This is a genomic window from Pantoea allii (assembly GCF_002307475.1).
GTDB classification, from domain to species: domain Bacteria; phylum Pseudomonadota; class Gammaproteobacteria; order Enterobacterales; family Enterobacteriaceae; genus Pantoea; species Pantoea allii.
On the sequence record NZ_NTMH01000019.1, the window covers coordinates 1 to 12250 of the forward strand.

Here is a 12250-nt window from a genome sequence, read left to right on the forward strand (position 1 = left end):
CCCCGCCGTTACTGTCGCACTCTGCCTTTTCGCGAATTTCGAAGGTCGTAAGGTATTGCCTTATATCCTGTCTCAGGTTGCGGGTGCCTTCTGTGGCGCGGCGCTGGTTTACGGACTTTACTACAGCTTGTTTATCAATTTCGAACAAAGTCATAACATGGTACGAGGTTCAGTTGAAAGCCTGAGCCTGGCGGGCATTTTTTCTACCTACCCTAATCCACAGATTGGCGTAGGTCAGGCCTTCCTGGTAGAGATGGTGATCACTGCTGTCTTGATGTCCGTGATTATGGCCCTGACCGATGATGGCAATGGCGTACCGCGTGGCCCGATGGCACCGCTGTTGATTGGCCTTCTGGTTGCCGTTATTGGCGGCTCTATGGGTCCCCTGACCGGCTTTGCCCTTAACCCGGCACGTGACTTCGGTCCGAAAGTATTTGAGTGGCTGGCTGGCTGGGGCACCATTGCCTTCACTGGCGGTCATCAGATTCCTTATTTCCTTGTGCCAATTTTTGGCCCACTGGTCGGTGCTTGCCTGGGTGCCTTTGGTTATCGCGCCCTGATTGGCCGCCATTTACCGGGTGCGGTGATCGTCACACCAACCAGTGACAAACCGATTGCGTCCGCGCATGAACGTAAAGCGTAAGTTCCACTTTTTATCATCAGGAATGAATTTATGACTACCACCGATAAAAAATACATCGTCGCTCTCGATCAGGGCACTACCAGTTCACGTGCTGTTGTGCTGGATCATGACGCGAACATTGTGGCGGTATCGCAACGCGAATTTACCCAAATCTATCCGAAAGCGGGCTGGGTAGAGCACGACCCAATGGATATCTGGGCATCACAGAGTTCTACACTGGTTGAAGTCCTTGCCCATGCAGATATTCGTTCTGATGAAATTGCGGCCATTGGTATTACGAACCAACGTGAAACCGCCATTGTCTGGGATAAAGAAACCGGTAAGCCGGTCTACAACGCCATCGTCTGGCAGGACCCGCGTACTGCTGACTACTGTAATAAGCTGAAGAAAGAAGGTCTGGAAGAGTATATTCAGAAAACCACCGGTCTGGTGATTAACCCTTACTTCTCCGGCACCAAAGTTAAGTGGATTCTGGATAACGTTGAAGGCGCGCGTGATCGTGCAAAACGTGGCGAGCTGCTGTTTGGTACAGTTGACACCTGGCTGGTGTGGAAGATGACCCAGGGCCGCGTCCATATCACCGATTACACCAACGCCTCACGTACCATGCTGTTCAACATCCATAAGCTTGAGTGGGATGAGCGCATGCTGGAGATCCTTGATATTCCGCGTGAGATGCTGCCAGAAGTGAAATCCTCGTCTGAGGTTTACGGGCAGACGAACATCGGTGGTAAAGGCGGTACGCGCATTCCTATCGCGGGTATTGCAGGCGACCAACAGGCGGCGCTTTACGGCCAGTTGTGTGTCCAGCCGGGTATGGCGAAAAACACCTACGGCACCGGCTGCTTTATGCTGATGAATACCGGTACCGAAGCGGTTACCTCAACGCATGGCCTGCTGACGACTATCGCCTGCGGTCCGCGTGGCGAAGTCAACTACGCACTGGAAGGCGCGGTCTTTATCGGTGGCGCGTCCATTCAGTGGCTTCGCGATGAGATGAAGCTGATCAGCGATTCCGCTGACTCTGAATACTTTGCAATGAAAGTGAAAGATTCTAACGGTGTGTATATGGTTCCCGCCTTCACCGGCCTGGGCGCACCTTACTGGGACCCCTATGCACGTGGCGCGCTGTTCGGCCTGACTCGTGGTGCCAATGCTAACCACATCATCCGTGCAACGCTGGAGTCCATTGCTTACCAAACGCGTGACGTCCTGGAAGCCATGCAGAATGATGCCAACACGCGCCTGCAGGCACTGCGTGTGGACGGTGGTGCGGTTGCCAACAACTTCCTGATGCAGTTCCAGTCAGACATTCTTGGTACACGCGTTGAGCGCCCTGAAGTGCGTGAAGTGACTGCACTGGGTGCCGCGTATCTGGCGGGTCTGGCCGTGGGCTTCTGGCAGGATCTGGAAGAAGTCCGCGCCAAAGCCGTTATTGAGCGCGAATTCCGTCCAACACTGGAAACCACAGAGCGTAACTTCCGTTATGCTGGCTGGAAGAAAGCGGTTGCTCGCGCGCAAGCGTGGGAAGAACAAGAGTAATACGCACTACGCCCGCGACGTCCACCGTCGCGGGTCTTTTCCCCGCCTCCTCCCTCCGCTAAACTGCCAGCCTGTTTTTTGTCAGGTACATGCGATGAAACGAGAACTTGCCATTGAATTTTCCCGCGTAACCGAAGCTGCTGCACTGGCTGGTTATAAATGGTTAGGGCGCGGCGACAAGAATGAAGCCGACGGTGCAGCCGTCCACGCCATGCGCCATGTTTTAAATACCATCCAGATCGACGGCCAGATTGTGATTGGCGAAGGGGAAATTGATGAAGCCCCGATGCTCTACATCGGCGAAAAAGTCGGTACCGGCCAGGGCGATGCGGTGGATATTGCCGTTGATCCTATTGAAGGCACCCGTATGACGGCCATGGGACAGGCGAATGCGCTTGCCGTTATGGCTGTCGGGGACAGAGGCAGTTTTCTTCATGCGCCTGACATGTATATGGAGAAGCTTATCGTCGGCCCGGCGGCGCGCGGTCATATCAATCTGGATCTGCCGCTTGAGATCAACCTGCGCAATATTGCCATCGCCATGAATAAGCCGTTGTCACAGCTCACCGTGTCCATTCTGGCAAAGCCGCGCCATGACGCCGTTATCCAACAGCTTAAGCAGCTGGGCGTACGGATATTCGCTTTCCCGGATGGGGACGTGGCGGCCTCCATTCTTACCTGTATGCCCGACAGTGAAGTTGACGTGATGTACGGCATTGGCGGTGCGCCTGAAGGCGTGGTGTCCGCTGCGGTGATTCGTGCGCTGGATGGGGATATGCAGGGCAGATTACTGGCCCGGCATGATGTAAAAGGTGACAGCGAAGAAAACCGGCGGATTGGGGAATATGAGCTGAAGCGTTGTGCCGGCATGGGGATTGAAGCCGGCAAGGTGCTGCCACTCCAGGCGATGGCGCGTAACGATAACGTGATCTTTGCCGCCACCGGCATTACCAGCGGCGACCTGCTGAAAGGCATAACCCGTCAGGGCAATATGGCCACCAGCGAAACCCTGTTAATTCGCGGCAAATCGCGCACGATTCGCCGCATCCAGTCAGTGCATTATCTTGACCGCAAAGATCCCGCACTGCACCCCTTTATCCTGTAACCGCATGATTTTCGCCGGCTGGCTGCCGTGAAAGTGGGAGCCAGCATAGCAACATCACCAGGGCAGTAATAAACATCAGCATGCCAAGGCTGAACTGATCGCGCTGTGGCATGAGCGCCGACAGCGAAGCCACCAGCCCGGAGCCCAGGTTCTGCAGACCACCAATCAATGCGCCCGCGCTTCCTGCCAGCCAGGCATAAGGTTCCATTGCGCCGGATGTCGCCAGGGGAAACAACATACCCGCACCAAAGAAGAACAGCGATGCCGGTACCAAGAGCGTCCAGATAGTCATGATGCCAAACCAGGCCGGTACCCACATGAGCACCGCCGCCAGCAGGCAACTGTTTACCCCAAACCACATCAGGCTGTGCCAGGAACGCTGCTCGCGCCCGGCGAACCAGGCGCCAAAGAAGGCGGCCGGGATAGGCAAGATAAACAAAATACTCACGGTGAAACTGTTCAGGCCAAGCACGCCACCGAGAAGTACGCCACAGCTGGCCTCAAATACGGCAATGCCCGACAGCGCGCCAACCAACAGCAGCAGATAGCGAACGAAATTCGCATCGCGTAACAACCGGATATAGCGCGTAAAGAACGGGGTGACTTCGGTAGTGACGGGGCGCGTTTCCGGTAGCCAGCGCGCCATAGCGATCGTCACGATCAGACACAGCACCAGCAGAAAAGCGAAACAGGCATGCCAGCCAAACAGCTGCGTTAACAGCGCGCCAATAACAGGTGCGACTAAGGGGCTGGCGAGCACGCCCATGTTGAGCCAGCTGTTCGCCTGACGTAAGGCATGACCGTTATAGAGGTCGCGCGGCATAGTACGCGCCATTACGCCAGCCACGCCGGTGCCCGCGCCCTGAATCGCACTGCCGAGCACCAACATATCCAGCGACGAGGCCATCATGGCGGTGATCGAGCCGATCATAAAGATCGCCATTCCTGCCAGGATCACCGGGCGACGTCCAACGCTGTCAGACAGCGGTCCGTAGATCAGCTGCGATCCGCCATAGGTGATTAAATACGCCGCCATCACATGCTGCATCATGCCATTACGCACCTGCAGCGCATCCGCCATCGCCGCCATGGCGGGCACATAGATGGTCTGCGCCATTTGCCCTACTGCAACCAGCGCAATGAGCATGACCAGCAACGGGCGATTTTCTATTTTTTTCATCATGATTGAACAAAAGGTCTGTATGAACATGAACGTTTAAGCAGCACAAATAACGGCTGAAACGGGTTGTGGCAGGAAAATATCAGGATTTCATGACAAAGCGAGTCATTAATGAAAAGTGAGTGTTCAATTCACGTCAATAATGGCTACCAGGTTGTAAACTTAACAATACAGTTTGTCGATTAGAGCCTTTGCAGCCTGACAGACTGGTAATCTGCAAGTGCAGTAGAGAAGATGCTTATTCGCCTGACGATTCAACGCTGAAGGAGTAACCATGGCCGAGTGGATCAATGCTCAAGTAAAGGAAGTGAAAAACTGGACCGACGCGCTGTTTAGCCTGCGGATTAAGGCACCCATTGCTCCGTTTAGCGCTGGCCAGTATGCAAAGCTGGCGCTGGAGATCGAGGGCGAACGCGTGCAACGTGCCTACTCTTACGTCAATGCACCGAATGACGACCTGCTTGAGTTCTACTTAGTCACCGTGCCTGACGGTAAGCTAAGCCCCCATCTTCAGGCGCTGCGTCCCGGCGAGCAGGTCATGATTACCAAAGATGCTGCGGGCTTTTTTATCCTGGATGAAGTGCCGGACTGTCAGACCTTATGGATGCTGGCAACCGGTACGGCCGTCGGTCCTTATCTGTCGATTTTGCAGCAGGGCGACGGTCTGGATCGCTTCGATAACATCGTGTTAGTGCATGCCGCGCGTTACGCAGCCGACCTCAGCTTTTTGCCTCTCATGCAGCAACTTCAGCAAATCTACAACGGCAAGCTGCAGGTGATTACGGTCGTCAGCCGTGAAGAAAGTATGGGCTCATTGACCGGTCGTGTGCCGGCATTAATCGAAAGTGGCGAGCTGGAGCGGGCGGCCGGTTTACCTATAGAGGCAGAAACCAGCCACGTGATGGTCTGCGGCAACCCGCAGATGGTACGTGACACGCAGCAGTTGTTGAAAGAGACACGTGGCATGCGCAAGCACCTTAAGCGCAAGCCCGGTCATATCACCAGTGAGAACTACTGGTAACTCGCACGTTTCAGACGTAAAGGCACCGGCGTGGCACCAAAGCGGTTGTCGCCGACGGTGCCACGAAACACGCCCAGGTCCAGAATGAATCCTGCCAGAATGATAAAAGGCAGCACGCGCCCGATCACCCACTGCAGGATATCGCCGGTCATGCTCCAGTTGCCCGCCATCAGCAGCCAGGCGGCAATCAGTAACAGCGCCCAATAACCCCGGCGATCGCGATCGTGCAGGCGCTTAACCAGGATGGCGCTGGCGGGCCACAATAAACACACGATGCCAAACGCGGCCATTTGTGTATCCACCAGATCGTTACCGGCCAGAAAAAACAGCACGCTGGTTAACAGTAACCAGATCGCCTGCCAGAGCCAGAAATCCCGGCGCCCGATGCGGCCCCGAAAAGAGAAAAACCATTGCTGTAATATCATGCACGTTCCTCCAGACAAAATTTTACGCTGCACGCTTTTGACCTTGAAGGTAAAAACCGTTCTAATTTGATATCGAGTTTATTGGTCAGGGCCGACAACATGAAGAATTTGCCAGGCGTACTGTTGCTGAGTCTTGCGCTAACGGTTCCGGTTTTTGCTGCCGATCCGCCACCCCTCGACAAGGCAGAACATATGCCTACCGCGCCCTACCTGTTAACGGGTGCGCCCACGCTGGATATGACTATCGGCCAGTTTCGTGAAAAATATAATCTGGCGAATCCACAACTGCCGCTGCTGGAGTACCGCGCCATTGATTCCCGCGATGAAAAAACCGATCTGACGCGGGCAGCCACTAAGATTAACGAAACGCTCTACTCTTCCACGGCGCTTGAGCCTGGCACGGGTAAAATTAAAACGCTGCAGATCACCTGGCTCCCGGTACCGGGCCCTGATCAGAGTGCGTCCCAGGCCAAAGCCATGGATTATATGACCGCTCTGTTACGTTTTTTTGTGCCGGGACTCACGCCAGAAGAGGGACGTAAAAAGCTGGAAACGCTGCTTAAATCGGGCAAAGGCTCACGATACTACGAGCACGTTGAAGGTGCACTGCGTTTTGTGGTTTCCGACAACGGGGATAAAGGATTAACCTTTGCCATTGAGCCGGTAAAACTTGCGCTCGCCGCGCCCTGATGGTCGGGGCAAAAATGACGAAAAGCAAAGCCACGACGTTATTTGATCTCTATACTGTCTGGCAGACAACGTTGCCCCGGGGCAGCGCCATTTCATGTATCGCGTTATGCGGAGGATAGAATGCGACATCCACTGGTTATGGGTAACTGGAAGTTGAATGGCAGCAAGCATATGACAGCCGAACTGATCGACGGTCTGCGTAAAGAACTGTCGGGCGTTGAGGGTTGTGGCGTTGCTATCGCCCCGCCCGCGCTCTATCTTGATCAGGCGAAACATGCCATCTCCGGTAGCCACATCGCACTGGGTGCTCAAAACGTTGATGTGAACCTCTCTGGCGCATTCACCGGCGAAGTGTCCGCTGAAATGCTGAAAGATATCGGCGCGAAATACATCATCATTGGTCACTCAGAACGTCGCACTTATCATAAAGAGAGTGACGAGTTCATTGCGAAAAAATATGCCGTGTTGAAAGCGACAGGCCTGGTGCCGGTTCTTTGCATCGGTGAAACCGAAGCGGAAAACGAAGCGGGCAAAACGGAAGAAGTCTGTGCACGCCAGCTTGATGCCGTGCTGACCACTCAAGGTGCTGAAGCGTTTAAAGACGCGGTCATCGCTTACGAGCCGGTATGGGCGATCGGTACCGGGAAGTCAGCCACACCTGCTCAGGCGCAGGCGGTTCACAAATTTATTCGTGACCATATTGCCAAAAAAGATGCTGCCATCGCTGAGCAAGTGATTATTCAGTACGGTGGTTCAGTTAACGATAAAAATGCTGCCGAGCTGTTTACTCAGCCGGACATCGACGGTGCACTGGTTGGTGGCGCATCACTGAAAGCCGATGCGTTTGCCGTGATCGTTAAAGCCGCTGCGGCGGCTAAACAACGCTAACCGGCGATTGAGAACAGCATAAGCGGCCTCATCAGGCCGCTTTTTTTATGGGTTGTAGCAGGGCGCAGTCGTGATCCTGCACCTCCTCTGCCGATCCCTTATTCAGCAAAAGCCAGTTGCGCTCTACCGCCATTAGCACCAGACGACCATCTGATAAGCCGGTCAGTGCCATGCCGTATTTCCCCATTGCATTCTTAGCATCCGGAACTTCAGACGCTAACCGGATAAAAACACTCTGTTGATCCAGTTCCGCCTGACTGAGCACCCGCACAATATAGTGATGGTTCAGAAAGGTAACATCCTTCCACTGCGCATTGAGAGTCGGTGCCAGTCCATCCAGTTGCTGACGGACATCGGGCCGTAAGCAGGAAATATGAATATGCAGCTGGTTTTGGGTACGCCCGTATTCGGAATTGATCGCCAGCGACAGCACAGTGTCTTTAATGGGCGAACCGAATTTCTGCGCCACTACGCCTCTGTCCTGCCAGGCAAAGCTGAAAAAATTGGGTGTGGCTGCGCTGAGCAACCGCGGGCTTTCGATGCCGGTTATCTTATCAACGGGAATTAACAGGTATTGCAAGGGGCCGTTACGGTCTTTGAGCAGTGTATAACGCTGCTGCAGATCGACTCGCTCGCAAGGCGCGGGTTGCCCGTTATTCTGCTGATTGGGTACGCACTTTTCGCTGACGATCTGCCAAAGCGCATCGGCATTGCCTTTAACATGAAGGGAAGCTATCCCCATTCCTGTCACGACAAGCACCAGCAGAAACGCAATGATGATGAAGGCCCGACGATTTGCCTGCATAGTTACCCTCTCCATACTGAATCAGTCAGCATCCTCGCCTGACAGCGCCGGAATGTCACGCATAAAAAAACCAGCGTTTCCGCTGGCTTAGATTGTGTCAGTCAATCGTTACGGCTTCATGACCTGGTCATAGGTGCCGCCGTCCGCGAAGTGGGTTTTTTGTGCTTTAGCCCAACCCCCGAATTTGTCGTCCACGGTAAACAGTTTTACAGGGGCAAAGGTGCTGGCGAACTTCTTCGCAACCTCAGCATTGCGCGGACGATAGTAGTTTTCGGCGGCAATCGTCTGTCCCTCGGTCGAGTAGAGATACTTCAGATAGGCCTCAGCCACGGGGCGAGTTCCCTTCTCATCAACCACCTTATCCACCACGGAAACCGTTGGCTCTGCCAGAATAGACTCGCCTGGGGTGACGATCTCAAATTTGTCTTTGCCCAGCTTATTCACGGCCAGGTACGCCTCATTTTCCCAGGCGATGAGAACATCACCGATGCCGCGCTCAACAAAGGTGTTGGTCGCGCCGCGCGCGCCGGAGTCCTGGACTTCGACATTTTTAAACAGGGCTTTCACATAACTCAGTGCTTTTGCCTGATCGCCGTTGTTGTGATCCAGCGCCCAGCCCCAGGCTGCCAGGTAATTCCAGCGAGCACCACCTGAAGTTTTGGGATTAGGCGTGATGACGGAAACACCGGGTTTAATCAGATCGTTCCAGTCATGAATCCCTTTGGGGTTGCCTTTACGAACCAGGAACACAATCGTGGATGTATAAGGTGCCGAATTATCCGGCAGACGCTTAATCCAGTTCTTATCAATACGACCGCGTTCAGCAATGGCATCGATATCAGACTGCAGCGCCAGCGTCACAACGTCAGCACGAATGCCGTTTATGACGGATGTCGCCTGTTTGCCTGAACCACCATGCGACTGGCGGACCACCACGTCATCGCCCGTTTCCTGTTTGTAGTGCGCACTGAAGGCCTTGTTGTATTGCTCATACAGTTCACGGGTGGGATCGTAAGAAACGTTTAACAGCTGGATATCCTTCGCCAGAACACTGCCTGATGCCAGTAACAAGCTAATACCAATGGCCCATTTATTCATTACGCACTCTCCCAGTTCATTATGGGACAAGCGTGACATAAACTTTTTCAGAGCTAAAAGAATTAAAAATAAACGGTTATAACTTTGGGGAATATAGGAAAGGCGTAAGGGCATACCGTTAAGCATGCCCGTTAAGGCTGAGAAAATCAGTAAAGCTGTTTCGCCGTATCCATCCAGTCACGTTTGAACGGACGCTTCATGTTCTCAATCGCATCGATGATATCGTGATGAACCATCTTGTCGTTCTGAATACCTACGCAACGGCCACCGTAGCCCTGCATGAGCAGTTCGATGGAATAGGCACCCATACGGGACGCCAGAATGCGGTCATAGGCACAAGGCGCGCCGCCACGTTGAATGTGGCCCAGAACCGTGGCGCGCGTTTCGCGTTTGGTTTCAGTCTCAATAAAGCGCGCCAGATCGTCGATGTCACAAATGTGCTCAGTGATGGCAACAATCGCATGCTTTTTGCCTTTCGCAATACCGGCTTTAATTTCTGCCACCAGCTCTTCGCGGGTGTATGGAATTTCTGGCAACACGATAAATTCGCACCCGCCGGCAATGGCGGCAGCCAGGGTCAAATCACCACAATAACGGCCCATCACTTCGACGATGGAGATACGCTGGTGTGATGAAGAGGTATCGCGCAGGCGGTCAATGGCTTCAACCACCGTCTCCAGTGCCGTAAAATAGCCAATGGTGTAATCAGTACCGGCAACATCATTATCGATAGTGCCTGGCAGGCCAATACAGGGGAAACCCATCTCGGTCAGTCGCTTCGCCCCCATATAGGAGCCATCTCCGCCAATAACGACGAGCGCATCAATACCGCGTTTTTTCAGGTTTTCAATGGCCACCTGGCGAACATCATCATTACGAAACTCAGGAAAGCGCGCTGAACCCAGAAAAGTACCGCCGCGATTAATCATATCGGACACGCTGTAACGGTCGAGATTGATCATGCGATCTTCGTACAAACCCTGATAGCCGTCATAGATACCAAAAACTTCCAGCCCTTCACTTAATGCGGACCGAACTACGCCGCGAATGGCTGCGTTCATGCCTGGGGCGTCACCGCCGCTGGTCAGTACACCAATTTTTTTGATCATGACAACCTCTGGATTGTTCAAAGCTAAGGGTTAATCCGGCCTGTTCAACGCTGATAAACACGATTGTGATGAGCGCGACATATGATGGCAGATAGTATATCAAAGGCCTGCGGCTGAATTGATTCAGGTCAGACAACTTTTCACTAATTTTTTGCAGTAATGTTAACGATATGCCGTTTCCATTTTGTTAACTTAATTCATGTAAGTTAAAAGTTAAAAGAATCCTGCTTTTCAAACGGTACCACAGAACAGGGATCCTGATGAATAATGACGTCCGAACCGGGAAAAGCTTTTCGCAGCGCTTTCTCTACCTGATCGGCGATACGATGTGCCTGGACGAGCGGTAGTTGATCTTCGAGCTCAACGTGAAGCTGGATGAACTTTGTCGGGCCAGACTGACGCGTTCGTACATCGTGTATCCCCTGCACGCCCGGCCAGTTGGATGAAATCGAAATGATTTGCTGCCGCTCTTCGTCGGGTAAGGCTCTGTCGAGTAACGACTGTACCGCCTCATAACCCATACGCAATGCACTAAAAAGAATATAGACACCAATGCCGAGCGCAAACAGCGCATCGGCACGCGTAAAACCGTAGCTGCTTAATATCAGCGCCACCAGAATAGCGCCGTTCATAAACACATCGGACTGATAGTGCAGCATATCTGCCCGAATGGCCTGGCTGCGGGTTTTTCGCACGACCCAGCGTTGAAAGGTGACCAGAAATAACGTCGAAACCAGAGCCACCAGGGTCACAATGATCCCGATGCCGGGCGAGCGCAGTTCATTGGGGGACGCGAGATGCTGAATACCGGTGAGAAAGAGGAAAAGTGCTGAACCCGAAATAAACATGCTTTGTGCCAGTGCCGCCAGTGATTCGGCTTTACCATGACCAAACGTATGGTCCGCATCGGCAGGCTGTAAGGAATAACGCACCACCAGCAGGTTAGTAAGAGAGGCGGCGATATCAACCAATGAATCCACCAGCGCTGCCAGCAAACTCACCGATCCGGTGTACCACCAGGCAAAAATCTTCACGATCAACAGGATGGAAGCAAGCAGCGTCGCCGCAACTGCCGCAGATTGTATTAACTTTCCGTACGAAGCCTGCATGCCATCACTCCATGGACATCATTACTGAGAACGTAAAGCAGAATGAGAGAAGGGATAAGTTTAACACCATAGGCAGCGTCGCGCCTGACTGTTCAACTGCCATGGAGAGTCATGAGGAAAGTGTATTTCGGAAGGGAATTAGCCTGGTACTTCGCCCCATCCTGATGTAAGACGGGGCGAATTGCCTGTCTGAACAGGCGCCAAATCAACGTGCAGATTTGGTTCAGTGCTTAGCAGCCGTTACTTTTTGCCGCCTTTCTTGCCCGCTTCGGAGGCTTTTTCGGGGTTATTTTTGAAATTACCGCCGCCGCCATTGCCGCTGCTCTTACCGCCTTTCTTACCGGCTTCAGACGCTTTTTGCGGGTTGTCTGCGAAATTACCTGAACCACCACGATGCTCTGCCATAATTTACTCCGTTAATAGATTAATTCGGACTACATGATGTGGTTGCTGCTCTCCGTTAATTTCGTAAGTACATCGGCGTCCATGCTGAGACAATTTAAGTGTAGGTGGGGGCAATTAACGTGCAAGCGGAACGGGATATTTCCAGCTAATTGAAATATAAATGAAATTAAATCGAATTCGAAAATAACACATAAATATCAGCAAGTTGAAAACCATAAAGAGAAATGAAA

General features: G+C 53.0%; 13 protein-coding genes. 6 read left to right on the forward strand and 7 right to left on the reverse strand.

The window, feature by feature from the left end:
• From CMR03_RS06290 to glpX, 3 genes are all read left to right on the forward strand, one after another.
• Positions 1-643: MIP/aquaporin family protein (locus CMR03_RS06290; RefSeq protein ID WP_096011097.1), on the forward strand; the 643-nt coding region annotated here is incomplete at its 5' end.
• Between the two features lie 30 nt (positions 644-673).
• Positions 674-2185, forward strand: a complete 1512-nt coding sequence (glpK, locus tag CMR03_RS06295; protein ID WP_063877682.1) for a glycerol kinase GlpK — start codon at positions 674-676, stop codon at positions 2183-2185.
• A 94-nt stretch (positions 2186-2279) separates the two neighbouring features.
• Positions 2280-3290, forward strand: coding sequence for a class II fructose-bisphosphatase (gene glpX, locus CMR03_RS06300; protein WP_063877683.1), 1011 nt, complete (start codon positions 2280-2282; stop codon positions 3288-3290).
• Here the strand turns inward: glpX and emrD are convergent.
• On the reverse strand, positions 3280-4473 hold the full coding sequence (emrD, locus tag CMR03_RS06305; protein ID WP_063877684.1) for a multidrug efflux MFS transporter EmrD: 1194 nt from the start codon (positions 4471-4473) through the stop codon (positions 3280-3282). The genes glpX and emrD overlap by 11 nt on opposite strands.
• Before the next feature lie 271 nt (positions 4474-4744).
• Here emrD and fpr point away from each other — a divergent pair, with 271 nt between their 5' ends.
• Positions 4745-5491, forward strand: a complete 747-nt coding sequence (gene fpr, locus CMR03_RS06310) for a ferredoxin--NADP(+) reductase (protein ID WP_096011098.1) — start codon at positions 4745-4747, stop codon at positions 5489-5491.
• On the opposite strand, the gene CMR03_RS06315 is transcribed toward fpr, so the two are convergent.
• Entirely contained in the window at positions 5482-5916 is a 435-nt protein-coding gene (locus CMR03_RS06315; protein ID WP_096011099.1) for a DUF805 domain-containing protein, read from the reverse strand. The two genes, fpr and CMR03_RS06315, sit on opposite strands and share 10 nt — an antisense overlap.
• A gap of 99 nt (positions 5917-6015) precedes the next feature.
• On the opposite strand from CMR03_RS06315, the gene CMR03_RS06320 reads away from it, so the two are divergent.
• Complete coding sequence (locus tag CMR03_RS06320) at positions 6016-6606, forward strand: DUF1454 family protein (protein WP_096011100.1); 591 nt, start codon at positions 6016-6018, stop codon at positions 6604-6606.
• A 120-nt stretch (positions 6607-6726) separates the two neighbouring features.
• Positions 6727-7494 (forward strand): triose-phosphate isomerase, encoded by a 768-nt coding sequence (tpiA, locus tag CMR03_RS06325; protein ID WP_063877688.1) that lies wholly within the window; start codon positions 6727-6729, stop codon positions 7492-7494.
• Positions 7495-7525: 31 nt separating this feature from the next.
• Here tpiA and CMR03_RS06330 read toward each other — a convergent pair whose 3' ends face one another.
• From CMR03_RS06330 to CMR03_RS06350, 5 genes are all read right to left on the reverse strand, one after another.
• The gene (locus tag CMR03_RS06330; RefSeq protein ID WP_164484314.1) at positions 7526-8299 is read right to left on the reverse strand and encodes a CDP-diacylglycerol diphosphatase; all 774 of its coding nucleotides are present in this window, start codon (positions 8297-8299) and stop codon (positions 7526-7528) included.
• A 108-nt stretch (positions 8300-8407) separates the two neighbouring features.
• Positions 8408-9397 (reverse strand): sulfate ABC transporter substrate-binding protein, encoded by a 990-nt coding sequence (locus CMR03_RS06335; protein ID WP_096011136.1) that lies wholly within the window; start codon positions 9395-9397, stop codon positions 8408-8410.
• Between the two features lie 146 nt (positions 9398-9543).
• On the reverse strand, positions 9544-10506 hold the full coding sequence (gene pfkA, locus CMR03_RS06340) for a 6-phosphofructokinase (protein WP_006121288.1): 963 nt from the start codon (positions 10504-10506) through the stop codon (positions 9544-9546).
• A 206-nt stretch (positions 10507-10712) separates the two neighbouring features.
• Complete coding sequence (fieF, locus tag CMR03_RS06345; protein WP_063877690.1) at positions 10713-11615, reverse strand: CDF family cation-efflux transporter FieF; 903 nt, start codon at positions 11613-11615, stop codon at positions 10713-10715.
• A gap of 240 nt (positions 11616-11855) precedes the next feature.
• Complete coding sequence (locus CMR03_RS06350) at positions 11856-12020, reverse strand: KGG domain-containing protein (RefSeq protein ID WP_028723167.1); 165 nt, start codon at positions 12018-12020, stop codon at positions 11856-11858.
• Positions 12021-12250: the final 230 nt, after the last annotated feature.

Excerpts from the sequence above, each read along its gene's own strand:
- glpK (WP_063877682.1), top strand. The coding sequence starts at position 674 with ATGACTACCACCGATAAAAAATACATCGTCGCTCTCGATCAGGGCACT.
- glpX (WP_063877683.1), top strand. The coding sequence starts at position 2,280 with ATGAAACGAGAACTTGCCATTGAATTTTCCCGCGTAACCGAAGCTGCT.
- emrD (WP_063877684.1), bottom strand. The coding sequence starts at position 4,473 with ATGATGAAAAAAATAGAAAATCGCCCGTTGCTGGTCATGCTCATTGCG.
- fpr (WP_096011098.1), top strand. The coding sequence starts at position 4,745 with ATGGCCGAGTGGATCAATGCTCAAGTAAAGGAAGTGAAAAACTGGACC.
- CMR03_RS06315 (WP_096011099.1), bottom strand. The coding sequence starts at position 5,916 with ATGATATTACAGCAATGGTTTTTCTCTTTTCGGGGCCGCATCGGGCGC.
- CMR03_RS06320 (WP_096011100.1), top strand. The coding sequence starts at position 6,016 with ATGAAGAATTTGCCAGGCGTACTGTTGCTGAGTCTTGCGCTAACGGTT.
- tpiA (WP_063877688.1), top strand. The coding sequence starts at position 6,727 with ATGCGACATCCACTGGTTATGGGTAACTGGAAGTTGAATGGCAGCAAG.
- CMR03_RS06330 (WP_164484314.1), bottom strand. The coding sequence starts at position 8,299 with ATGCAGGCAAATCGTCGGGCCTTCATCATCATTGCGTTTCTGCTGGTG.
- CMR03_RS06335 (WP_096011136.1), bottom strand. The coding sequence starts at position 9,397 with ATGAATAAATGGGCCATTGGTATTAGCTTGTTACTGGCATCAGGCAGT.
- pfkA (WP_006121288.1), bottom strand. The coding sequence starts at position 10,506 with ATGATCAAAAAAATTGGTGTACTGACCAGCGGCGGTGACGCCCCAGGC.
- fieF (WP_063877690.1), bottom strand. The coding sequence starts at position 11,615 with ATGCAGGCTTCGTACGGAAAGTTAATACAATCTGCGGCAGTTGCGGCG.
- CMR03_RS06350 (WP_028723167.1), bottom strand. The coding sequence starts at position 12,020 with ATGGCAGAGCATCGTGGTGGTTCAGGTAATTTCGCAGACAACCCGCAA.